The sequence below is a fragment of the Streptomyces millisiae genome (assembly GCF_031845425.1).
GTDB classification, from domain to species: Bacteria; Actinomycetota; Actinomycetes; order Streptomycetales; family Streptomycetaceae; genus Streptomyces; species Streptomyces millisiae.
In genome coordinates this window covers 14,433-37,017 of sequence record NZ_JAVREM010000054.1, presented here as the reverse complement: position 1 = coordinate 37,017, position 22,585 = coordinate 14,433, and the positions used below count along the sequence as shown (strand labels likewise).

The following is a 22,585-nucleotide window of genomic DNA, read 5'->3' as shown; positions in this document are numbered from 1 at the left end:
GGCCGGACCAGGACCGGTCAGCGACGCCGGGAGAGCCGCACCTCCTCGATGTCGAGGGCGGTCTGCACCTGGCGGAGCACGGTGTCGTCGATGCGCTGCTGGTCGCGGAGCCTGAGCACCGTGGCCCGCTTGCGGGCCAGCAGCGCCAGGCGCAGCGCGGTGTCGTGCTGGTCGTGCCGCAGCGCCGGCACGTCCTCCGCGCCCTCCCGGTCGGCGCGGAGCACCAGCAGGTGCGCCTCGTACTCCTCGCGCAGCCGCCGCACCACCTCCGGGTCGGTGCCGAGTTCGGCGGCCACCTCGTCGAGGGCGTCGAGCGCCTCCTCGGTGGCCACGGTCTGCGCCAGGTGGCGCTCGTCCTCGACCGAGGTGTCGCGCGGCAGCCGGGCCCAGCGCACCACGGCCGGCAGCAGCAGCCCCTGGCCGACCAGCGTCACCACGATGACGCCGCAGGTCACGAAGGTGATGATGTCGCGGTCCTCGAACGGCGCGCCCGAGTCCAGGGTGTGCGGCACGGCGAGCGCCGCGGCGAGCGACACCGCGCCCCGGAAGCCGGCCACCGCGCTGACCACCCGGGCGCGGTGGCTGACCCGGCGCAGCCGCTGCTGCGGCCGCCGGTCGATCGCCCGGATGAGGAAGACCGCCACGAACAGGAAGGCCAGCCGCACCGCGACGAGCACCGCCGACACGATCGCGACCGTGACCAGGGCCCGGGCGAGGTCGACGCTGGTCAGCCCGCGCACGGCGGACTGCGCCTCCAGGCCGATCAGCACGAACAGCGAGCCGTTGAGCAGGTGCGCGGCCAGCGACCAGGCGGCCTGCGTCTGCTGCCGGGCGCCGGGCAGTCCCACCCGTGGCCCGCTCTGACTCATGATCAGCCCGCACACCACCACGGCCAGCACCCCCGAGGCGTGGATCGCCTCGGCGCCGAGGAAGGCGGTGAACGGGATCAGGACGACGGCCACGCTCTCCTGCAGCGGGTCGTCGAGCCGGCGCCGCACCAGCACCCCGAGCCAGGCCGTCGCGATCCCGGCCGCCGCGCCGCCCGCGTAGGCCAGCAGGAACAGCCACCCGACGTGGACCACGCCCAGGTGCTCGGCGCCGACGGTGATGCCGACGGCCAGGCCGTAGATCACCAGCGCGGTGCCGTCGTTGACCAGGCTCTCGGCGCGCAGCACCGTGAGGGTCCGCCGCGGCAGCCGCCTGGCGAGCACCCCCACCGCCGTCGCGTCGGTCGGCGCCAGCGCCGCGCCCAGCACCCACGCCGGCCCCCAGGGCAGTCCGAGCGCGTGCGCCGTCGCGGCCACGGCCGCCGCCGTGGCGATGACCAGCAGGGTGCTCATCAGCACGATGCCCCGCAGGTTGCTGCGGATCTCGCGCAGCGAGGTGGTCAGGCTCTCCCAGTAGAGCAGCACCGGCAGGAAGAGCAGCAGCATCGCCTCGGGCGGCAGGTGGACCTCCCGCAGCGCGGGCACGAAGCCGAGCAGGGCGCCGGCCGCCAGCAGCAGCACGGGCGGGGCGAGCCCGAGGCGGCGGCCGGCGACCTCGCAGCCCAGCAGGGCCGCGCCGAGCACCACGACGAGTTCGAGGCCGAGCAGGTCGTGGCTCACGGGGACTCCGTTCCGGGCGGTTCCGCTGGTTCAGAAGCTAACCCGGCGGGCCCCCGGATCCCGGTTTCTCAGGGCGCCATGACCGGGTGGACGCTGCCGGCGGCGGCCAGCGCCCGGTGCAGGGCGAGCTCGGCGGTGGGCGCCTCGGTCAGCAGGATGCCGGTGCAGCCGCGCTGGTCGTCGAGGTGGTGCACCCGGTCGCCGGGGGAGAGGGTGGGGTACCACTCGGGGTTGCCGGGGAAGGCGGGCAGGGTGTCAAGGCCTGACCAGCCGGTGAGGGTGCCGGCGGTCGGCGGGTAGACGAGGACGAAGCCGCTGGCCGGGCCGGCGTCGCGGGGCGCGTCGAGCAGCGCGGGGCGCCGGCCGAGGGTGGTGTCGATCAGGGCGTCGTAGACGTTGACCGCCAGGCGGCGGCACAGGGCCTCGCCGACGAGCGCGCCGCCGATCCGCCGGTTGATCTCGACGAGTTCCGGGCCCCGCTCGGTGAGCACGAACTCGACGTGCGCGAACCCCGCCTCGTGCCCGACGGCGGCCAGCAGCCGGCCGATCCACTCCTCGACGCCGGCCGCCTCGGGACCCGGCAGGGCCACCGGGAAGGAGGCGGCCTCCTCGCGGACCGCCGGTTCCGGCGAGACCAGCCGGCTGCACACCCCGAGCAGCCGGGTGCGGCCACCCCAGCTCAGGGTCTCCGCGCTGTAGAGCGGCCCGGCCGCCAGGGGTTCGGCGAACAGGCCGCCGCGCAGCGGGGTGCCGGCGGCGGCGGTCAGGGCGGCGCGCAGCGCGGCCTCGTCGCGCACCAGCCAGACGCCGCGCGACGAGGTGCCCGCGCTGTCCTTGAGCACGGCGGGCAGCCCGATCGCGTCGAGCACGGTCGCGGCGTCGGCCGCCGGGTCCTCGCCGGTCAGGGTTCTGGCGGGCAGCCGGCTGAGGCCGCGATCGTGCAGCAGGGCACGCACCGCCGCCTTGTCGCGGACCAGCCGGACGGCCGCCGGCTCGGGGCCCGGCAGTCCGAGCCCGGCGGCGAGGTCGGCGGCGACCACGCCGAAGGTGTCGGTGGAGTTGATCAGACCGGCCAGGTCGGGGATCCGGGCCAGGGCGGCGCCGCTCGCGGCCGGGTCGAGGGTGTCCACGTCCACGATGTCGAGGGCGCCCCGGGCGTCGGGCGGAAGGTGCGCCAGTTCGTGCCGGTAGACGGCGCGGTCCGCGGTGAGCAGGACGAGCCGGTGCCCGGCGTCGGCGGCGGCCGTCACGATGCGGCCGAGTCCGAAGGAGAGCAGTTCGAGCGCGGCGATGGTCATGGCGCGTCCTCCAGGACGGTGGCGTGGGGCGCGTGGCGGGCCTGTTCCGGGGCGTCGGCGCCGCGCCAGGCCATGACCGACCAGGGCGGCGCGAGGTCGGCGAGCCGGGTGACGCGGCGTGGCCGGAGCGCACGGGCGTCCGGCATCTCGCGGTGCCGGGCGAAGGCCCGCTCCACGTAGCGGTGTCCGGTGTCGGGTCCGATCACCAGGTGGGTCCGCTCCGGGTGGTGGGCCGCCTCCCAGCCGGCGGCCAGGTAGGCGGCGCCGGTGGACAGGCCGGCGAAGACCGCGTGGTCGCGCAGCAGCCCGACGGCGCCGGCGGTGGCGTGCCGGAAGTCGATCCAGTGCAGGGTGTCGTAGAGCCGGTGGCGCACGTTGCCGAACGGGATGGCGCTGCCGATGCCGGCGATGATCGCCTCGGGGTCGCTCAGGTGGTCGCTGCCGAAGGTGACGCTGCCGAACGGCTGGAGTCCGACGAGCCGGACGTCGAGGCCGTGCCGGCGCAGCGGCAGCACGAGGCCCGCGGTCGAGGCGCCGGTGCCGACCGCGCCGACCACGGTCAGCGCCTGGCCCGGCAGCGCGGCGGCCACCAGGTCGGCGAACTCCTGGTATCCGGCGTAGTGGACGGGGTCGTGGTACTGCCGCATCCAGTGCGTGCCGGGCCGCTCGGCGAGGATCTCGCGGACCCGCCGCACCCGCCGTTCCTGGTCGAGGCGGAGGTCGTGGGAGGGCGGCATCTGGTCGACGGTGGCGCCGAGGATCTCCAACTGGACGCGCATGGTGGCGTCCACGGTGGTGGAGGCGACGATGTGGCAGCGCAGCCCGTACCGGTGGCAGGCCAGGGCGAGGGCGAGCGCGTAGATGCCGCTGGAGCTGTCGATCACGGTCCCGCCCGGGCGGATCGTGCCGCGCTCCAGCAGGGTGCGCACGGCGCCGAGCGCCGCGTAGACCTTCAGCGTCTCGAAGCGGGCCAGCAGCGTGTTGGGGGTGAGGCGGACCAGGTCGGGGGCTTTGACGGCGTCGCTGATGTGCTCGTGGACCGGGGCGCCCATGGCGGTCACCGGGCGGCGGCGCGGGTGCCGCGCACCACGAGCCGCTTCGCGTGCTGGTCGTAGGGGGAGGCGTCGAAGCCGCCGTAGCAGGCGACGTCGACGAAGCCGGCCGCCTCGAACAGCGCGCACAGTTCGGCCCCGCTGTAGAGCCAGCTGCTGATCGACGCCTCGCGCGCGGTGCCGTCCCTGACCAGCGTCCAGTCGGTGCGCAGCCGGCGCCAGCCGTCCAGGACGGTGTCGCGCTGGACGACGTAGCCGCCGTCCTCCAACTCCACCAGCTGCGGGCGGCCGATCCAGCCGGCCAGCACCTCCTTGCCGAGCACGTCCACGATGAGCTGCCCGCCGGGCGCCAGCGAGTCGTGGGCGTTGCGCAGCACCCGGGCGTTGTCCGCGGGCTCCTCGAAGTAGCCGAAGGAGGTGTAGACGTTGAGCACCACGTCGAAGGATTCCGGCTCGGTGAACGTCAGCATGTCCGCGCTTATCAGGCGGGGCATGGGAACACCGGCCCGGGCGCAGGCCGTTTCCGCGCGTTTCAGCATGGTCGGGCTCAGGTCGACGCCGGTCACCTCGTAACCGCGGCGCGCCAGCGGCACCAGAAAGAGCCCGGGGCCACAGCAGAGATCCAACACCCGGGATCCCTCGGGGAATTCGAACAACGGCGCGCCGGCCACCAGACGTGCGACCTCGTCGGCCCTCCGGGCCGAGAACATCGTGCTGGAGAAGTCCGACCATAAAGTCTCGTCCTCGTACCACCGCATTCGCGGGCACCTCTGTTCCGGGAGAGAGTGAAGGACTTTCATGCCGCGCGGAACGGTAGTTCACGGGCGGTGCGCTGACAAGAGAAAAGGCGTGCGAAAGGGAGCGGCGGAAAGGCGGGAACTCGGGGGCCATTTCGGCCGACTACGGGGAGGGGCTGTCGAATTTCCGCCCTTCGTTCGAAGCCGTTTTCTCGTGGTCACTTGTTCAGTCGGGCGCGGCGGGCGCCGGGTTCCCGGACGGCGTCCTCGACGGCGGCCGCGGCGCCCGGGGTTCGCATCGGGCTCAGACCCCGGTCGTCGATCCGGGGCGCACGATCATCAGGACCACGACGATCGCCCACAGCAGGTTGAACGTCCCGGTGAGCATGGCGAGCCGGGCGGCGGCGCCCGGGACGACCTCGCCGGCGGGCGCCGCGAGCACGCGCGCCTGGCCGGGCAGGATCGCCGTCGCGAGGAGGGCCGCGGCGATCGCGGTCAGCACGATCGACGTGACCAGCCAGGCGTCGGTCAGCACGCCCAACTGGGCGCCGGTAGCGAGCCCGAAGACCGGGACGAGGATGCCGAGGACCGCGTAGCCGCGGCATATCCGGTGCAGGAGCGCGGCGCCCGCGCCCGGCTCCGGCTCCCGGGCGTAGCGCGGAAAGATCGAGGCGGCCACGGCGACCGGGCCGATGGCCAGGATCGCCGCGAGGACGTGGACGGACAACAGCAGCTTGGCCATCGGGTGGCTCCCCCAAGCACGAGAACTGGGCGTATATGTTGGCTGGCAATGCATAGTACGCCAAGTCGTTCCCTGTGCGGCCCGGCTACCCCTCTCCGGGCTTCCTCGGGGGACAAGTACCGGGAAGAGCCGGGGGTTTGCCGGATCGCGGCGCGCCACGGGACCGGCCGATCCTGGGAGGGCCCCGGAGCGTCCGGGGTGAGGGGAGGGACTCGATGGCCGCGCACCCGCGCGCCTGGACCCCGGCCGGCCGCGCCGCCGGCGGGTACGTCGACCTGTTCGCGCTCGCCGGGATCGCCACCGTCCTGGGCACCCGCGCGTTCCTGGCCCAGGCCGGCTACCCCAGGCTGGGCGGGGGCGGCGGCGGCCTGCACATCGCCCACATGCTGTGGGGCGGGCTGCTGATGGCCGCCGCGGTCCTGCTCGTGGTCTGCTTCCTCGGGCACGCCGTCCGGCGCGCCGGGGCGCTCGTGGGCGGCGTCGGCTTCGGCCTCTTCATCGACGAGATCGGCAAGCAGGTCACGGACGAACCGGGCTACTTCTACCAACCGGCCGCCGGCCTCATCTACGCCAGCTTCGCCCTGCTCCTGCTCCTGGCCCGCCTGGTGCGCCGCCGGACGGCCGACCCCGCCCGGCTCACCGCCGAGCGGCGCACCGCGCACGCCGCCGACCTGGCCCTCGCCGGCGTCACGCGCGGCCTCACCGCCGAGCAGCGGCGATCCGCGCTCGCCCTGGTCGCGGACTCGGAGCGGGACGTCGACACCGCACTCGCCCGGCTGCTGGCCACGGTGCCGGAGCGCGCCCCGGCCAAGCGCCACCGGGCCCGGGCGGCGGGCGCCGTCCGGGCCCTGCGGCGGCTGGCCGGCACGCGGCTCGCCGCCACGCTCGCCGTCGGCTGCGTCGTCACCGAGGCGCTGCTGCTGACCTGTTGGCTCCTCGCCGACCTCGCCGGCGGCCGGCTGTCCGGCGACCCACAGGTGGGCGCCAGCGTCGGCATCCTGCTCAGCGCCGCCGTCTCGGCCGCCCTGGGCCTGGCCGGGCTGCTGCGCCTGCGCCGCGACCGGGCGGGCGCGCTGCGGCTGTTCTGGCTGGCCCTGCTCGTCGACGTGCTGGTGGGCCAGGTCTTCAAGTTCACCGTCAACCAGTTCGCGGCCGTCAGCGAACTCGCCTTCGACCTCGGGGCGTTGTGGGTGCTGACCCTCGCCCTGCCGGCGCGGCGCGAGGCGCCGGGGCCCACCGGGACCCCGACGCCCCGCGAGGCGTCCGCCGCGGCGTCAGGGTGACGCCGCGGTGCCGAACTGGTGGAAGGCGTCGAAGACGAGCCGGCCGCTGACGACCTCGATGGTGACGGTGTGCCGGCCCGGCCGCAGCGAGCTCAGCGCGTACGCGGCGGCCCGCTCCCCGGTCGCGGTGACGGCCAGGTCGTCGGCCACCAGCTCGCCGTCGACGAGGACGTCGACGGTGGCCGCCGTGCCGTCCCCGTCGATCGCGAACCCGCTGCCCCGGAACGGCACCGTGAGCTCGGCACCGGCACGGCCCTCGGAGCGGGTGCGGTACAGGAAGGCGTGCCCCGCGGTGACGCTGTGCGTCCAGGAGCCGGCGGGTCCCGAGAACTCCACGCGCTCGTCGCCGTTGTCGACGCGCTCGGTGGCGTACGGGGCGTGGCCGGGGACCGAGGTGACCTCCAGGTTGTCGAAGCGGTTCTGGTAGAAGCCGCTGGAGATCACCACCCGGCCGGCCACCGTGTCGGCCGAGCGGTCGGTGTACGTGAACACGCGCTCGCCGTCGAGGTAGCCGACGTACTCGTCGCCGCGCAGGTCGAGCCGGATGGTGTGCGGCACGGCCGGATCGAGGTCCTCCAGGGTGCCGGCGAGCAGCGTGCCGCGGGCGGAGCCGGTCGGGAAGGCCGTGACGTCGCCGCGCTTCAGCAGCCCCCAGGTGCCGTCCGGTCGCACGGCGAAGGTGATCCCGTCGTGCACGTCGCCGCCGCTGCCCCGGGAGTTGCGGCCGCCCAGGGCCACGTAGTTCCCGTAGTACGCGTCGGGGTCGTCGTCGACCTTCCGCGCCGGGTCGAAGGGGGTGAGGTCGAACGCGAAGTCCATGCTCACCGAGTAGTTCGCCCAGTGGTCGTCGCCGATCAGGGTGTGCGGGTAGGAGTTGCCGCCGTACCGCCAGAGGCCCGGCTTCAACCAGTAGGGGATGTTCTGCCGCAGGAAGTTGCCGTCGCCCGGCCCCTCGCCGCTCGTCTCGACCTCGAACGCGCCCCCCATGTCGGTGGCGTAGCGCGGGCCGCCGCCCCGGCGTTCGACGTAGTCGAGGCGCTCGCCGCCCACCGGGGCCGTCGGGTACTCGTCGTACTCGAAGTCGTCCCGGTAGAGCGTGCCGCCCGGCCGGCCGACGTCGAGCACCGTGCGCTCGTACGGCTCGGAGGAGCCGGGCCGGTACTCCGCGACCCCCCGCAGCGTGGTGACCGTGGAGATCGAGTGCGGCGCCAGGGTGACGGTGAACGAGCGGCCACCGTCCTCGGCCGGCCGGGTGGCCACCCGCCCCAGGTTCTGGAACCAGTTCTCGTCGTAGCGCTCGCCCGCGTCCGGGCCCCGCGTCTCGAACCTGGTCAGCCCCCTGGACTGGGCGCGCCCCAGGTCGCGGACGGTCACGGTCACGGAGACCGGGTCCGGCGTGTCGTTGGTCAGGACGGTCGAGAAGTCGGTGCGGCGCGGGTCGGCCAGGGTGAGCCAGCTCGCGCCGCTGTCCCCGATGCCGTCCCCGGCCGACCAGCCCGTGCCGTACGAGGCGCCGCCGTCCACGTAGTTCCAGGCCCGTCCTGGCCCGGTCTCGGCGAAGGCCGTGAAGTGCCGGACCATCTGCACCCCGCTGTCGAGCTCGTACCAGCCCGACCAGGGGTCGTGGGCGCCGATCAGCTGCTTCGCGCTGTAGGTGCCGTTCTGGTAGAACGCGCTGATCGCGGGCTGGAAGAGGTAGCGGGTCTGGCCGGAGTCGGAGGGCAGCGGCCCGGCCGAGGCGTCGTTCCGACCGGCGTTGTGGTAACCGAAGATGACGCGGTTGGCGATGTCCAGCGAGCCCTGGGGGCCGGTGAGGCCGCCGTCGCCGGCCAGTTGGACGCGGTTGCGCGACATCGAGGTGGGCGCGATGCCCTCCGAGTACCAGAACTCCTTCCCGTACACGGTGTTGAGGATCCGGATGGCCCGGTCCGCCTGCGAGGTGTAGTGGATCGAGACGGCGTCCACGGCCGTCAGCAGCGCGGCCGGGTCGAGCGGGGCGCCGTCCGTGCCGGTGGTGGGCTCGTCCGGGTCGCCGATCGTCCAGTGGTACGTCGTCGAGTCGCCCTCGGCTGGCGGGTAAACGACGCCGTCGGAGCGGGTCCAGCCGTCGTACTCCCGGCCCGGGAACACCACCCGGTAGACCTTCTGGCCGGCCAGGTCGCCGACGTAGGCGATGTCGTGCGCGACGTTGGTGTACACGCCGTCCTCGTCGACCGGGCGCCCGGGGTCGGCGTCGTCGGCGTCGATCGCGACCGGGCGTTCGAGCCGGTCGATCGCGGCGACCTCGTCCTCGTCGAGCACCCGGACCAGGTCGTTGGCGAAGCCGCGGCCCTTGATCTCGTCGGCCCCGACGAACCTGATCCGCGAGGCGTAGTCGTAGCGCGGGTTGTTCTCCGGGCGGGAGTCCTCGGCCAGGCGCCGCTGGAGATGGTCGAGGAAGGGCAGCACGTCGGCGCGGTCGTAGTCCTCGTTCTTGCCGATGCCGATCCAGTCGATCTCCATCCCGAAGGTGTCGTGGACGGCGTCGATGGTCCGCTTGTACCAGGTGTAACGGGCCTCGATGCCGGCCGCGAGGCCGTCCTCGGCGGCCTCCTCGACCCACCGCGGGTCCGCCCAGCGCAACAGGCTGACCTCGACGTCCGGGTTGATCGACCTGGCGTCGGCGGCGAGGTGCCAGCCGGCGCCGGCCAGCACGTCGGCCTCCTCGTCCGCGGCCCGCATCGACGCGGGCTCGGTCCCGGACGAGGTGTTGGTGTCCGAGCCCAGTTCGACCTTGACCTCGGTGAGGCCCATCCCGGTCACCGGGTCGAAGAGCGTGTGGAGCAACTCCCAGTACCGCTCCGGGTTCTCCTCCTTGTAGTCCAGGAGGAGCCGGGAGGTGTTGTTGCAGGAGACCGCCCCGAACCCGCGGAAGAGGTCGGCGGGGTTCCGGTTGATGGCGTCGCCGTCGATCGTGAACGCCTGCTCGATCGGGGCCGCCTCCGCGTCGGCGGCGGAGGCGGCGGTCGGGTGCGGCGCGCCGAGCCAGGTCAGCAGGAGCACCAGCAGCGGTAGGGTTACGGCCGTTCGTCTGAGTCCACGTGGCATCTGCATCGAAGCCTCGATTCCGGTCGTCAACGCGAGCCGGCTCACGCTAAGCCGAGCCGCTCACGCCCGCACCGCGTCGGCGAACAACCGATCAGAACCGATCAGTTTCGCAAGTGCCGCCTCATCAGGACGCCCGCACGCTCGCCCGCGCGGCCGCCCGCACCGCGCCCAGACCCATGCCGGGGGTGTGGAAGAGGCCCGGCAGCCGGTAGTAGGGCGTCAACTCGCCTCCGGGCGGCGCGACATGCAGGAAGAGAAGCGTCTCCGCGCCCCGGAAGTCGCGCAGCCGCTCGGCGCACGGCCCGCACACGGGCCGGGGTCCGGCGCGGCCGACGGTCCCGTGCAGCGGGTTGTAGAAGCAGAACCGCGCGTCGTCCGGCACCCGCGCGCCCCCGTTGAGCGCCGCGTGTCCGGTACGGGTGAGCGCGGCCGCCGCCAGGACCGTCGCGGCCCCGTGCGTCTGCCCTGCCCGGTCCCGCCGCGCGACGTCGAACACGGCCACGGCCAGGCCCGCCAACTCCTCGGCCTGCCCCCGGGCCGGATGGCCGACGGCGCCGAACCCCCTCAGCCGCCGCAGGAGCGACTTCGTGTCGCCGCGCGTGCCGTCGAGCAGCCGCCGGTACCTCAGCCACTCCACGGGCCGCTCCGCCGCCCCGACCCCGCGCTCTCTCCGGAAGAGACCACCCATCGAACCCCCCCACGACTCCCCTGAGGCCACGCTACGCGCCCGTCGCACGGCGGGAAACCGGTCGGGCGTGGCCGACTCGCGGGTTCACGGTGACCACCGAGGGCACGCGGACGCACCGGAACTGGGCGAGCGCGGTTCAGCGCGCCGCCGGGGAGCGGCGACGGCCGCGCCGGCTGGGTGCGGCGGCGCGCTGGGGGCGCTCGGGCGTGGGCGCCGCGATGGTGACGGGGATGCCCGACGGGGCCTGGGCCCCGGTGATGCGGTGCAGTTCGGCCCCGCCGGAACGGACCCGGGTGGTCTGCGGGACGATGCCCGCCGCCGCCATCAGCCGGGTCATGTCGCGCCGCTGGTCCGGCGTGACCAGGGTGACGACGCTGCCCGACTCGCCGGCCCGCGCGGTGCGCCCGCCCCGGTGCAGGTAGTCCTTGGGGTCGGTGGGCGGGTCGACGTTGACGACGAGGTCGAGGTTGTCCACGTGGATGCCGCGCGCCGCCACGTTGGTCGCCACCAGCGCCGTCACGCCTCCGGTCCTGAACTGGGACAGGGTCCGGTTGCGCTGCGACTGGGACTTCCCGCCGTGCAGCGCGGCGGCCCGCACCCCGCTGGCCAACAGGTCCCGGGTGAGCCGGTTGACCGCGTGCTTGGTGTCCAGGAACATGATCACGCGTCCCTCGCGACCGGCGATCTCGGTGACGGTGGCCTTCTTGTCGGCCACGTCGACGTGCAGCACGTGGTGCTCCATCGCGGTGACCACGCCGGCCGAGGGGTCGACGGAGTTCACGACGGGGTCGGTCAGATAGCGGCGCACGAGCCGGTCGACATTGCCGTCGAGGGTGGCGGAGAAGAGCATCCGCTGGCCGTCCGGCCGTACCTGGTCGAGCAGCGCGGTGACCTGCGGCAGGAATCCCATGTCGGCCATCTGGTCCGCCTCGTCCAGCACGGTGATGCCCACCCGGCCCAGCCGGCAGTCGCCGCGGTCGATGAGGTCCTTCAGCCTCCCGGGCGTCGCGACGACGACCTCCGCGCCGCGGCGCAGGGCACCGGCCTGCCTGGCGATCGACAGTCCGCCGACGACCGTGGCCAGCCGCACCCCGACGGAGCGGGCATACGGCGCGAGCGCGTCGCTGACCTGCTGCGCGAGCTCCCGGGTGGGGACGAGGACCAGCGCGAGCGGCTGTCCGGGCTCGGCGCGCTGTCCCGCGGTACGGGCCAGCAGCGCGAGGCCGAAGGCCAGTGTCTTGCCGGAGCCGGTCCGCCCGCGACCGAGCACGTCACGACCCGCGAGGGTGTTCGGCAGGGTCGCCCCCTGGATCGGGAACGGCACGCTCACCCCCTCCGCGGCCAGCGTGGTGAGCAACTGCTCGGGCAGGTCGAGATCGGTGAACGCCTCGACGGCGGGCAGCGCGGGCGTGACCGTCTTCGGCGGCGCGAACTCGCCGCGTATCGCGGCCGGCCGGCGACCGTGGCCGCCGGCCTGGTTCTGCCCACCGGACCGGCCGGAGGCCGAGGAACGGAGCGGGCCGGTCCCGCCGGAGCGGGTACGGGAGAAGCGGTTGTTCGTGCGTGCGCGGTTCATGCGGAACCTTCCCTGATGCGGCACGTCGACAAGGAATTCCCGCAGCGGCTGAGCGGCACGGAGAATCGCGAGAACGAGCCAAATGGAAACAGCGGCGGAATCGGACCCGCCTGCCGGAGGAAACGTCGGGTCATCCGCCCGAATATGTCGAGCGCTCCGGTAGCAGGCCGGAGTTCACGTCCAGAAGCGTTGCGTCGCCCCAGACGACGACGTCAGGCGGGAACGGTGCTCTCAACCGTCGGGCCCCGCTGGCCCTGAGCGCTGTCGAGGTGCACGGTGCCGGACGCGGCGTCGTCGTCCTTCGGGGCAGTGCTCGGCGCCCACACCGTGCGGCCGCCGTGTCACCGCGATGATCACCCCGTCCGGAAAACGGCCGGAAACACAGAAGTGCTCCCAGCGGTGGAAGGTCCGATGGGAGCGCTCGAAGATCCGGAAACCGCAACTGCAACTGGGCTCGACGGTAGCACAGCGGATCGGGTCGCGCGTGGTGAGTGATTTCACTCAGCCGATGCGCGAGCCACCGCGCGGCACGCGTGGTCCTGGTGCGGTTCGCGCTCATGGGTTCTGAACGATCCGCTCTCCGCGGAGTGGCGCGAGGTCGGCTGCGGCACGGCGGCTCGGGTGCCGCAGGGACTTCTCAGGGACTTTCCGCGCCTCAGGGCGCAGAGGCTCAGGCCGCCAGCCAGACGTCGATCGCGGCCAGGCCGCGGCGGCCGGCTCCGGGCATGAAGTGAGCGTAGTGCTCCAGGGTGATGGCGGGTGAGGCATGGCCCAGCCACTGGGAGTGGCTGACGACGGACTCGCCCGCCTCCAGCTGCACACTGGCGTGGGTGTGCTGAGGACGTGGAACATGTCCTCGCGGGACAGCTCGAAGACCGGGTGACGACGGACGCGCCCGCCGTGCCGAGCATGGCGTGATGCACGCCATCGCCCTTCAAACGGCAGTCGCGGAGGATCTTCCAGCTCTTCATGCGCGCGAAGGTGTGCTCGACGCGGGCGCGGACCTTTCGGTCTGAGCGGTTGTGCTTTTCCTTCCAGGCCGGACGTGCTTCCTGGCAGCACACACGGCGGTGCGGGATCACCAGGCCGGTGCCGCGGTAGCCACCGTCTGCTATCACCACGGTCTTGCCGACTGCTCGGCCACCGCATGGTCACGTGTGGGCACCAAGGTGCCATCGCGGAACCGTCGGCGCTGGCGCAGTGCTGATAGCGGTGCAATGCGGTTGATGATGCGGTCGGCCGCAGATTCGAGATTCCAAACGGCGGCGCGAGCTGGCGTAGCGTCAAGGTTCTCGGCAGCGTGGCGGTGGGCTTGCGGTGTGCTGGCCTCGTGGATTCCTCGGCTGGCGGGTGCGATAGCAGGCCGGTGTCGTCGCATACCTGTGCCCTTGACGAACTGTTCCTGCCGCACAGGACAATCACGTCGACGACGCTCTCGTGATCCCCGTCGACCACGTCGTGTCGGTGACCGCTTCGATCAACGAGCGCAGTTCCTCGTCGGGCGCTACCAGCGGATGGGGAGGTGGAGGGGGCCGCGGGCGACGAGGCCGGGGTGCCAGGGGACGGCGTCCGGGTCGGCGTCGAGCGCCAGCTCGGGCGCGCGGTCCAGCAGGGCGCGCAGGGCGGTGCGGGCTTCGAGGCGGGCTAGTGGGGCGCCGAGGCAGTGGTGGATGCCGTGGCCGAACGCGATGTGGCCGCGGGGGGCGCGGTGGATGTCGAAGCGGGTGGGGTCGGGGAAGCGGGCCGGGTCGCGGTCGGCGTCGGCGATGACGGCAAGCACGAGGGCGTGGTGGGGGATGACGGTGCCGGCGATCTCGATGTCCTCGGCGGCGTAGCGGGCGGTGGCGGTCAGGACCGGGCCGTCGTAGCGCAGGATCTCCTCGACCGTGTTGTCCAGCAGGGACCAGTCGGCGCGTAGCGCCGCCAGCTGCTCGGGGTGGCGCAGCAGGGCGAGCACGCCGTTGCTGATGAGTCCGACCGTGGTCTCGTGGCCGGCGATCAGCAACAGCCAGCACATGTCGAGGAGTTCATCTGCCGAGAGCTGGTCGCCGTCACGGTCTGCGGTGCGGAGGAGGGCGCTGAGGAGGTCGTCGCCCGGCTGCTCGCGCTGGGTGGCGAGGAGCCCGGCCAGGTACTGCGTCATCGTCGCCCGCATCTTCGGCATCTCCTCGGGTGGGCCCGCCGTCAGGGCGCGGGACCAGTGGCGGAAGCGCTCATGGTCCAGGTGGGGGACACCGAGGAGTTCACAGATCACGGTGATCGGCAGTGGGAAGGAGAAGGCGGCCACCAGGTCGGCGCGCCGGTCGGGGGCGGCCAGCATCGTGTCGAGGAGGGTGTCGGTGATCTCCTTCACGCACGGGGCGAGGGCCGCGATCCGGCCGGGGGTGATCTCGCGGGAGACCAGCCGGCGCAGCCGGGTGTGATCGGGGGGATCGGAGTTCAGCAGGTGCGGGCCTGCCCGCTCCCGCTCTGCCTCGACCGGGCCCGTCGCGAGGATTTTGACGAGCCGTGGATCCGTCAGTGCCGCACGCGCCTCGCGATGGCCGACGACGAGCCAGGCGTGGAAGTCGCCGGGCAGATGGGCGTAGTGCACCGGGCCGCGCTCGCGCAACGCCGCGAAGTACGGGTACGGGTTCCGAAAGAAGCCGTCGCCCTCGGCCGCCAGATCGACGATCTCGCCTGTCCGTGACTCCGTCACGTTCGCTCCTTGGTCGCGAGATGCCCTATTTCCTCCAGGAAGGGTAGGCGTCCCGGCATCAGTTTGGCTACACCGTGTTCTCTCGCGCATACCGAGCGCAACGGGCGGGCAGGGTAGGTGCGGGCCGCGGCTCGCACCTACCCCTGCGGCTGACCCGTTTCCGCCCCTGTGACGGGCCACAGCGGTAGAGCGGGTGGGCAGGGCCGGGGTGGCTCGGCGGCAGGAGGCGGGTGAGCATGTGACACATGGTCAGCGACACTTCTCTTCGTACGCGGAAGAGATCTGCAGCGCGCTGACGCGGTTTCCCGAACGGGAGGCGGTGGTGCGCGGTGAGCAGCGATTCACGGCGGGGCAGTTGCGCGACCTCGTGTTCCGGATGGCCCGGGTGTTCGAGACTCGCGGGCTGGGGCCGGGCAAGACCGTGGCGTTGCTGGGCGGCAATCTGCCGCAGCTCCTCGCCGCACGATACGCGGCTCATCTCCTGGGCTGCCGGGTCGTCCATCTCTACGCCAGGTTGTCGGTCGCGGCGCAAGCCGTGATCGTCCGGGACGTCGAGACCGGTGTGCTGGTCGTCGATCCTCGGGTCGCCGGACGGGCAGGGGAACTGGCTGCTCGGTCCGGGGTGCCGGACATTCTGACCCTGGGGCCGGCAGCAGTGGGCGAAGACCTTTTGGAACTGGCCGCTTGCCGCAGTGCCGGGACGTTCCCGGGCCGGGCCCGGCCGCAGGACATCTGTGTGATTCAGTACACCGGCGGCACGACCGGACGCCCGAAGGGTGTCTGCACCACGTTCGCGCAGGAGGCCGCCCGAGGGGAGCGGCCACGGGTGCCTGATGTGGCTCGTCGCTTGTTGGTATGCACCACGCTTGCTCATGCCGCCGGCCGTCTCACCGACCGGACGCTTGCGGCCGGCGGCTCGGTGGTGCTGCTTGAGGACTTCGAGCCCGCCGAGGTTCTGACGGCGATCGAACGCGAGCGCATCAGCTGGCTGTTCCTGCTCCCACCGCTGCTGTCCCGATTGCTGGACCACCCTGATTGCGGTCGGCGAGACACCTCTACCCTGACCACACTCCTCTACGGCGGCTGCGTCGCCTCTCCTGGTCGGATCTCCGAGGCCCTCAGCCGGATCGGCCCGGTGCTCTCCCAGGGGTACGGCCAGATGGAGGCTGGCGGCATCAGCCAGTTGACCACCGAGGACCACGATCCTCAGCGCCCCGAGCGGCTGCGCTCCGCCGGCAGACCTCTGCCAGGCGTCAGGGTGGCGATCCGAGACACAGCGGGGAACGACGTGCCCGCCGGTGAAGCCGGGGAGATCTGCGTCCGCTCCGACACCGTCATGCAGGGCTACTGGAAACAACCCGAACTGACCGCAGAGGTGCTGCGCGACGGCTGGTTGCACACCGGCGACCTCGGCCGTCTGGATGCCGATGGCTACCTCACCGTCCTCGACCGGCTCAGGGACGTGGTCATCATGGTCGGCGGGAAGTTCCACACCTCCGAACTGGAGGACGTGCTCGAATCCCATCCCGGCGTCCGACAAAGCGCCGTGTTCGGTATCCCAGACACCGACGGGGTGGATCAGGTACATGCCGTCGTCGTCCCGACACCGGACGGCACGGTCGACGAGAGGCAGCTGCGTGAACTTGCGCGTACGGAACTCGGCGAGATCTACGACGCGATCCGAATCACCTTCACCACCCAGTTGCCCCTCACCGAGACCGGAAAACCGGACAAGAAACTGCTGCGACAGCACTCCAGCCGAACGCCACCCAACTGCGGCGCAGACTCCTGCGCTTGACCTGCCACATTGCCTGGCAGCGAGAGAGCCCTGGGTGAGCATCGACCGGCAGGCGAGGATCCTGCACACGATCCGTAGCGCGATCGCCGACCGAGGCGAGGCTCCGACCATCCGAGAGATCGCCCGGACGGTCGCCCTCTCCAGTCCCGCCACGGTGCACCACCACCTACGGGATATGGAGCGGCAAGGCGTCATCTGCCGCAGTGGCCAAGGGCGTTCGCTGCGCTACCTGCCTCGGCGATGACGGGGAGTGGCCGGCTGCGTGCGGCGGCCAGCCGCCGCCGGCGCCCCGAACGTCGCCGCCACCGGGCGCGAGGACCTGCTCAACGAGTCCGTGAGTGCCGACGGTGCCCAGCCGTCGCGGCTCCGCCCGGGGGCAACGCGGCGTGGGCCCCGGCGGAGAAGGAGGCGTGTCATGGGCGTTTCCGCATCCGGGCGTCGTGCTCGGCGTACGGGCTGAGGCCGGCCTCGGCCCGGCGCTGGTCGAGCCGGTCGAGGTCGGCGATGGGGCGCGGTCTCACCCCGGCACCGTCGCCGTTGTCGAAGTACTGCGTCCCATACAGCTGCGGTTGTCCTTCGTGGACGAGGCAGCGGTCGGTGATGTAGGCGAGGTGGCGTCGGGGCGCCTCGCCCTTCGCGACCGCCTCGGCGATGAGGTCTCGAGCATGGCGCTGGAACTCCGGATCGGCGTCCGAGTGCTGGGCGATGAGCCAGGCCGCGTTGGCGGCGTGCCGGCCGACGAGCGAGAGCCCGGGCCAGCCGTGGGCGGCGATCACACGCTTGAGGAACGCCGTGTTGTCCGCGTCGATCCTGCGCATGCGCTCCAGCACGTCGCTCGGCCAGGGCCCGGTGTCGGGCAGGAGGCCTCGCACGTGCTGGTCCTCGTCGCGGCGGCGCAGCAGCTCCGCGGCGAGTTCCGCGGAGGAGTCGAGGTCATCGGCGGCTCCGCCGGTCGTCTTGCTCACGCGCACCCCCAGCTCGTCGGCGCCAGGGTAGAGCCGGAGGCTGGCGAGCGGGAATCCATGCGCACGGAGGACCTGATCCGGGCCGCCCGCCGACGCCCCGCCCGCTGCGAGTGGTGGCCGCCTCCGACCCGCTGGTGGGCTTCCTGGCGGCCGGCACCACAGCGCGCCAGTCCCGGCCCTCCGGCCCGGCCGACTCCTCTACGCCTTGCACGGCCTCCTGAGCGGCCTGAGGGCTCCTGACCGCGCTGGTAAGGACAGGCGGGTGGGGCAACCGCGGGGCAGGTTGGCGCTTTGGGGGCCGTGCCGCGCGGCAGGTGGTCGTAGTCGTGTCCCGGCATGGAGCTTTGCCGGTCTGCGCCGTCGGCGTTCGCGCCGGGAGCGGATCGGCGGTATCCCCTTCACCAGTGGGATCAGGGACTCTCAGGCCGTGGCAGTCCGGAGAGACCTTGTCCACCGGCGTCCACGACATCTGGCGCCGGCCCGGCCCTTCAGACCCCTGGCAGATCCAGATCATGCTCGACGAGGCAGAGGGCCAGAACTGGATCTCCAGGCGATGTGCACTGAGTCGGATACGAAGCACCGACAGGGAAGGGGAGTCCCATGCCGGATCAGCCGCAGCAGGACTGGGGGCGCCTTGTGGCTGCGGGACCGCCCTTGAGACGCACACTCCTGGTGACGGCCCTGCATACAGGCTGGTCAGCGACCCGTCCCTCATGGATCTCCCAGGGACTTCTCCAAGACTTTCCGCTGGGTAAGCCAGGAAGGGCTAGACAGAGGTGAAAGAGCCATTCCAGCAGGTCGGAGGCGGCCCGGTCAGCACTCCACCACGTTGACCGCGAGCCCGCCGCGGGCCGTCTCCTTGTACTTGACGCTCATGTCGGCGCCGGTCTGTTTCATCGTGCGGATGGCCTTGTCGAGTGAGACATGGTGGCGGCCGTCGCCGCGCAGCGCCATGCGGGCGGCGGTGATGGCCTTGACGGCCGCCATGCCGTTGCGCTCGATGCACGGGATCTGCACCAGGCCGCCCACGGGGTCGCAGGTGAGGCCGAGGTTGTGCTCGATGCCGATCTCGGCCGCGTTCTCCACCTGTTCCGGGGTGCCGCCGAGCACCTCGGTGAGCGCGGCGGCGGCCATCGAGCAGGCCGAGCCCACCTCGCCCTGGCAGCCGACCTCGGCGCCCGAGATGGAGGCGTTCTCCTTGAACAGCATGCCCACCGCGCCGGCCGCGAGGAGGAAGCGGACGACGCCCTCCTCGTCGGCGCCCGGCACGAAGTCCATGTAGTACATCAGCACCGCCGGGATGATGCCGGCCGCGCCGTTGGTGGGCGCGGTCACCACCCGGCCGCCGGCCGCGTTCTCCTCGTTGACCGCCATCGCGTAGAGCGTCACCCACTCCAGCGCGGCGTCGGCCGGGTTGCCCTCGGCGCGCAGCCGGCGGGCCGAGGTGGCGGCCCGGCGGCGGACCCTGAGCCCGCCGGGGAGTATCCCCTCGCGGTCCAGGCCGCGCGCCACGCAGGCCCGCATCACCGCCCAGATCCGCAGCAGTTCGGCCCGCACCTCGGCCTCGCTCCGCCAGGCCGTCTCGTTGCGCAGCATCAGCGCGGAGACGGAGAGGCCGGTCTCCCGGGTGAGCCGCAGCAGCTCGTCGCCGGTGCGGAAGGGGTGGGGGAGGCGGGTGTCGTCGAGCCGGATCCGGTCGGCGCCGATCGCCTCCTCGTCGACGACGAAGCCGCCGCCGACCGAGTAGTAGGTCCTGGTGAGCAGCGGCTCACCGGCGGCGTCCGCGGCGGCCAGCCGCATGCCGTTGGCGTGGTACGGCAGCGCCTCGCGCCGGTGCAGCACCAGGTCGGCGTCGGGGTCGAACGGGATCGGGTGGGCGTCGCCGATCTCCGCGGCCAGCAGCCGCAGCCGGCCGCTGGCCCGGATCCTGGCCACCTCCTCGTCGGCCCGGTCCACGTCCACCGTGTCGGGGGCGTGGCCCTCCAGGCCGAGCAGCACGGCCTTGGGCGTGCCGTGGCCGTGCCCGGTGGCGCCGAGCGAGCCGAACAGCTCGGCCCGCACGGCGGCCGTGTGCGCCAGCAGCCCCTCGTTCTTCAGGCGCCGGGCGAACATCCGCGCGGCCCGCATCGGGCCGACGGTATGCGAGCTCGACGGGCCGATGCCGACGGAGAACAGGTCGAAGACGGAGAGGGCCATGGCCTGGGGCGCCCGGTCGTCGATCAGCCGTTGGTGAGGGCGTCGTACTCGGCGGCCGACATCAGCCCCGCGGGCTCCGCCGACTCGTCGACCCTGACCCGGAACAGCCAACCGTCCCCGAACGGCTCCGTGTTCACCAGCGACGGGTCCTCGACGACGGCCTGGTTGGCCTCGGTGATCTCGCCGCTGACGGGGGAGTACAGCTCGCTGACCGACTTGGTCGACTCCAACTCGCCGCAGGACTCGCCGGCGGTGACGGTGTCGCCGACGGCCGGCAGCTGGACGAAGACCACGTCGCCGAGCGCGTCCGCCGCGAACCGGGTGATGCCGACCGTCGCCACGCCGTCCTCGACGGCCGAAAGCCACTCGTGCTCCTGGCTGTAACGGAGCTGCTCAGGGTTGTCGCTCATGAGGGGATTCTCCCGGATCAGGGTGGTTGGTGGTACGAATGGCTGGCTACTTCTGGCGCCGGTAGAACGGCAGCGCGACGACGTCGCACGGCTCGTGCGTCCCCCGGACGTCGACGGCGACCCCTTCGGTGCCCGGGGCGGCGTGCGCCGCGTCCACGTAGGCCATGGCGATGGGCCGGCCCAGCGTCGGCGAGGGGGCGCCCGAGGTGACCTCGCCGATCACCGTGCCGTCCGCCGCCACCACCGGGTACCCGGCGCGCGGCACCCGCCGGCCCCGGGCGACGAGGCCGACCAGGACGCGCGGCGGCTGCCGCTCGGCCCGCTCGGCCGCGGCGGCCAGCGCCTCGCGGCCGACGAAGCCGCCCGGCTTGCCGAGCTTGACCACCCGGCCGAGGCCGGCGTCGAACGGGGTGGTGTCGGTGGTCAGCTCGTGGCCGTAGAGCGGCATGCCGGCCTCCAGGCGCAGCGTGTCGCGGCAGGCGAGGCCGCAGGGCACCAGACCGTCCGCCGCGCCGGCGTCGGTCAGCGCCCGCCACAGCGTTTCGGCGTCCTCGGGGGCGCAGAACAGCTCGAAGCCGTCCTCGCCGGTGTAGCCGGTGCGGGCGATCATCGCCGGCCGGCCGGCGACCGTGCCGGGCAGGCCCGCGTAGTAGCGGAGGGACGCCAGGTCGGCGTCGGTGAGCCGGCCGAGGACGGCGGGGGAGGCGGGGCCCTGGACGGCGATCAGCGCGTACCGCTCGCGGTCGTCGCGGACCGTGGCGTCGAAACCGGCCCGCCGCTCGGTGAGCGCCGTCAGCACCGGGTCGGTGTTGGCCGCGTTGGCCACGACCAGGAACTCCTCAGCGCCGAGGCGGTAGACGATCAGGTCGTCGAGGATGCCGCCGCGCTCGTCGCAGATCATGGTGTAGCGGGCCCGGCCGACGGCCAGCGCGGAGGGCTCGCCGACCAGCGCGTGGTCGAGCAGCGCGCCCGCCGCGGGCCCGGTCACGGTGATCTCGCCCATGTGTGAGAGGTCGAAGAGGCCCGCGGCGGTGCGCACCGCCTGGTGCTCGGCGCGCTCGCTGCCGTAGCGCAGCGGCATCCGCCAGCCGGCGAAGTCGGTCATGACCGCGCCGAGCGCGGTGTGCGTGGCGTCGAGCGGGGTGGTGCGGGACATGGGCGTGGGCTCCAGGTGCTCCGGGGGCGAGGGGCCGGTGTACGGCGGACAGAGCCGACCGCCGTGGCCCTCCCCATCTGTCATCGGCACCTGAGAGGTTCGCCGGGCGCCCGGGCGGGCGGAGCGGCTTGCACCGTGGGTGGGGCCGGCCCCGAGGGGCTGGCCCGCTTTTCAGATTCGCCTTCCGCGTGCGGTATCGGGGCCTGAGAGATTCAAGGGAGGACTTGCTCCTTCGGCGCCCCGGAACGCCGGGGACTCTCCCGCGCGCGGTCGAACGGCCAGTATGCGGTTGTGCGGACATCATCGCACGAACCGTCGCCGGCGGCCCGGTCGCCGGGGCGCTCGGCCCAACGGCCGTGCCCGGCAGCCGTTATGGTGCCTCTCGACGCTCGCGAGTGGATCGTGATCTGAGCGGATGGTGGGCTGAAACGATGAACATGGCAAGGCAGGGTCCCGGCTATGGCGGCGGCTGGCCGGGCAACGAGCTCGAGGAGACGCTGGCGGCGGCCCTCGGCGTGGCCGACGCCGGCCCGCGGCTGCTGAAGGTGCTGGCCCGCAGCGCCCTGTGGGTGCCGCTGCCCGAGGGCGGCGGCCGGGAGAGCCGCAGCCTCGACCTGCCGACCATCGAGCTCAACGGCGGGGTGTTCGTGCCGGTCTTCAGCTCGGCCGAGCAACTGCACCTGGGGGGCGCCTCGCACCTGCCGTTCGCCGTCGCGCCGGCGTGGGAGTTCGCCCGCGGACTGCCGCCGCAGGTCGGCATCGCCGTGAACCCCGGCGGCACGGTCGGCGTGCCGGTGCCGCCGGCCGTGGTCGCCGAGCTGTGCCGGGTGAACCCCGGCGAGCGGGCGCCCGGCGTGCCCTCCGGGGCGCGGATGCGGCTCTTCCAGCCCGACTGGCAGGAGGACCCGATCGACTTCCTGTCCGCCGTCTCCGGCGAGCTGACCGGCCTGGGCTTCGTGCGCACCGCGCGGCGCGGCCTGGCCAGCACCGAGGGCGGCTCGCCCTCGCTCTTCGTCGGCGTGGAGCTCGAGCACCTCGACGACGCCAGCCGGCTCGCCGTCCACGACGCGCTCGGCCGGGCGCTGGCCAGCAGGCCGGTGGCCTGGCCGGTGCAACTGGTGCTTCTTGATGCCGCCGAGGATCCCGTGGTGGACTGGCTCAGGGAGTGCGTGCAGCCGTTCTACACGCGGGACGCCTGACGCGCACCGCGCGGTCTCCCCGACGGTCGGCGCCCTGGCCGGCCGCCCGCGGCTGACGGCGCACCACGGCGTACGACGGCGCGCGACGGCGGC

At 73.0% G+C, this 22,585-nt stretch carries 18 protein-coding genes, 2 pseudogenes and 1 riboswitch; of the genes and pseudogenes, 4 read left to right on the top strand and 16 right to left on the bottom strand.

All coding sequences use genetic code 11. The features are described 5' to 3' along the window. Positions 1 to 17: 17 nt before the first annotated feature. The 5 genes from RNC47_RS27610 to RNC47_RS27590 form a co-directional block, all read right to left on the bottom strand. A complete protein-coding gene (locus RNC47_RS27610; protein WP_311602537.1) occupies positions 18 to 1,607 on the bottom strand; it encodes a Na+/H+ antiporter in 1,590 nt (529 codons plus the stop codon). A gap of 68 nt (positions 1,608 to 1,675) precedes the next feature. Beyond that, on the bottom strand, positions 1,676 to 2,905 hold the full coding sequence (locus tag RNC47_RS27605; RefSeq protein WP_311602536.1) for an ATP-grasp domain-containing protein: 1,230 nt from the start codon (positions 2,903 to 2,905) through the stop codon (positions 1,676 to 1,678). Then, a complete protein-coding gene (locus tag RNC47_RS27600; protein ID WP_311602534.1) occupies positions 2,902 to 3,957 on the bottom strand; it encodes a pyridoxal-phosphate dependent enzyme in 1,056 nt (351 codons plus the stop codon). Before RNC47_RS27600 ends, RNC47_RS27605 begins: the two co-directional genes overlap by 4 nt. 5 nt (positions 3,958 to 3,962) lie before the next feature. Beyond that, positions 3,963 to 4,715 carry a class I SAM-dependent methyltransferase gene (locus RNC47_RS27595; protein ID WP_311602533.1) on the bottom strand — a complete coding sequence of 251 codons (753 nt, stop codon included), beginning with the start codon at positions 4,713 to 4,715 and terminating at the stop codon, positions 3,963 to 3,965. Between the two features lie 283 nt (positions 4,716 to 4,998). Continuing rightward, positions 4,999 to 5,436: a hypothetical protein gene (locus tag RNC47_RS27590; RefSeq protein WP_311602532.1), complete on the bottom strand. Its 438-nt coding sequence runs from the start codon at positions 5,434 to 5,436 to the stop codon at positions 4,999 to 5,001. Positions 5,437 to 5,651: 215 nt separating this feature from the next. Between RNC47_RS27590 and RNC47_RS27585 the strand changes: the two genes are divergently transcribed. Beyond that, a complete protein-coding gene (locus RNC47_RS27585) occupies positions 5,652 to 6,719 on the top strand; it encodes a hypothetical protein (RefSeq protein WP_311602531.1) in 1,068 nt (355 codons plus the stop codon). Here RNC47_RS27585 and RNC47_RS27580 read toward each other — a convergent pair. The 6 genes and pseudogenes from RNC47_RS27580 to RNC47_RS27555 form a co-directional block, all read right to left on the bottom strand. Then, positions 6,711 to 9,761: a glycoside hydrolase family 30 protein gene (locus RNC47_RS27580; RefSeq protein WP_311602529.1), complete on the bottom strand. Its 3,051-nt coding sequence runs from the start codon at positions 9,759 to 9,761 to the stop codon at positions 6,711 to 6,713. The two genes, RNC47_RS27585 and RNC47_RS27580, sit on opposite strands and share 9 nt — an antisense overlap. A 169-nt stretch (positions 9,762 to 9,930) precedes the next feature. Next, a complete protein-coding gene (locus RNC47_RS27575; RefSeq protein WP_311602528.1) occupies positions 9,931 to 10,443 on the bottom strand; it encodes a hypothetical protein in 513 nt (170 codons plus the stop codon). A 187-nt stretch (positions 10,444 to 10,630) separates the two neighbouring features. Beyond that, positions 10,631 to 12,070 (bottom strand): DEAD/DEAH box helicase, encoded by a 1,440-nt coding sequence (locus RNC47_RS27570; RefSeq protein WP_311602527.1) that lies wholly within the window; start codon positions 12,068 to 12,070, stop codon positions 10,631 to 10,633. Between the two features lie 670 nt (positions 12,071 to 12,740). Beyond that, complete coding sequence (locus tag RNC47_RS27565; protein ID WP_311602552.1) at positions 12,741 to 12,890, bottom strand: hypothetical protein; 150 nt, start codon at positions 12,888 to 12,890, stop codon at positions 12,741 to 12,743. A 76-nt stretch (positions 12,891 to 12,966) separates the two neighbouring features. Then, positions 12,967 to 13,357, bottom strand: a pseudogene (locus tag RNC47_RS27560) (transposase); the annotation flags it as partial. A gap of 217 nt (positions 13,358 to 13,574) precedes the next feature. Beyond that, complete coding sequence (locus RNC47_RS27555; protein WP_311602526.1) at positions 13,575 to 14,768, bottom strand: cytochrome P450 family protein; 1,194 nt, start codon at positions 14,766 to 14,768, stop codon at positions 13,575 to 13,577. A gap of 238 nt (positions 14,769 to 15,006) precedes the next feature. Between RNC47_RS27555 and RNC47_RS27550 the strand changes: the two genes are divergently transcribed. Both RNC47_RS27550 and RNC47_RS27545 read left to right on the top strand, forming a co-directional pair. Beyond that, entirely contained in the window at positions 15,007 to 16,566 is a 1,560-nt protein-coding gene (locus RNC47_RS27550; RefSeq protein WP_311602524.1) for an AMP-binding protein, read from the top strand. A gap of 34 nt (positions 16,567 to 16,600) precedes the next feature. Next, positions 16,601 to 16,810, top strand: coding sequence for a LexA family protein (locus RNC47_RS27545; RefSeq protein WP_311602522.1), 210 nt, complete (start codon positions 16,601 to 16,603; stop codon positions 16,808 to 16,810). Between the two features lie 169 nt (positions 16,811 to 16,979). Here the strand turns inward: RNC47_RS27545 and RNC47_RS27540 are convergent, their stop codons facing one another. The 5 genes and pseudogenes from RNC47_RS27540 to gcvT all read right to left on the bottom strand — a co-directional run bounded on the left by RNC47_RS27540 (position 16,980) and on the right by gcvT (position 21,293). Beyond that, a complete protein-coding gene (locus tag RNC47_RS27540; RefSeq protein WP_311602521.1) occupies positions 16,980 to 17,531 on the bottom strand; it encodes a DUF6624 domain-containing protein in 552 nt (183 codons plus the stop codon). A 290-nt stretch (positions 17,532 to 17,821) separates the two neighbouring features. Then, positions 17,822 to 17,951 (bottom strand): annotated as a pseudogene (locus tag RNC47_RS27535) (IS5/IS1182 family transposase); the annotation flags it as partial. Between the two features lie 393 nt (positions 17,952 to 18,344). After that, positions 18,345 to 19,727, bottom strand: coding sequence for an L-serine ammonia-lyase (locus RNC47_RS27525; RefSeq protein WP_311602519.1), 1,383 nt, complete (start codon positions 19,725 to 19,727; stop codon positions 18,345 to 18,347). A 23-nt stretch (positions 19,728 to 19,750) separates the two neighbouring features. After that, positions 19,751 to 20,137, bottom strand: a complete 387-nt coding sequence (gcvH, locus tag RNC47_RS27520) for a glycine cleavage system protein GcvH (RefSeq protein ID WP_311602518.1) — start codon at positions 20,135 to 20,137, stop codon at positions 19,751 to 19,753. A 46-nt stretch (positions 20,138 to 20,183) separates the two neighbouring features. Beyond that, positions 20,184 to 21,293: a glycine cleavage system aminomethyltransferase GcvT gene (gene gcvT / locus RNC47_RS27515; protein WP_394814896.1), complete on the bottom strand. Its 1,110-nt coding sequence runs from the start codon at positions 21,291 to 21,293 to the stop codon at positions 20,184 to 20,186. A 181-nt stretch (positions 21,294 to 21,474) separates the two neighbouring features. Next, positions 21,475 to 21,566, bottom strand: a riboswitch (glycine riboswitch). Between the two features lie 158 nt (positions 21,567 to 21,724). Here gcvT and RNC47_RS27510 point away from each other — a divergent pair. After that, complete coding sequence (locus RNC47_RS27510) at positions 21,725 to 22,492, top strand: enhanced serine sensitivity protein SseB (RefSeq protein WP_311602517.1); 768 nt, start codon at positions 21,725 to 21,727, stop codon at positions 22,490 to 22,492. Positions 22,493 to 22,585: the final 93 nt, after the last annotated feature.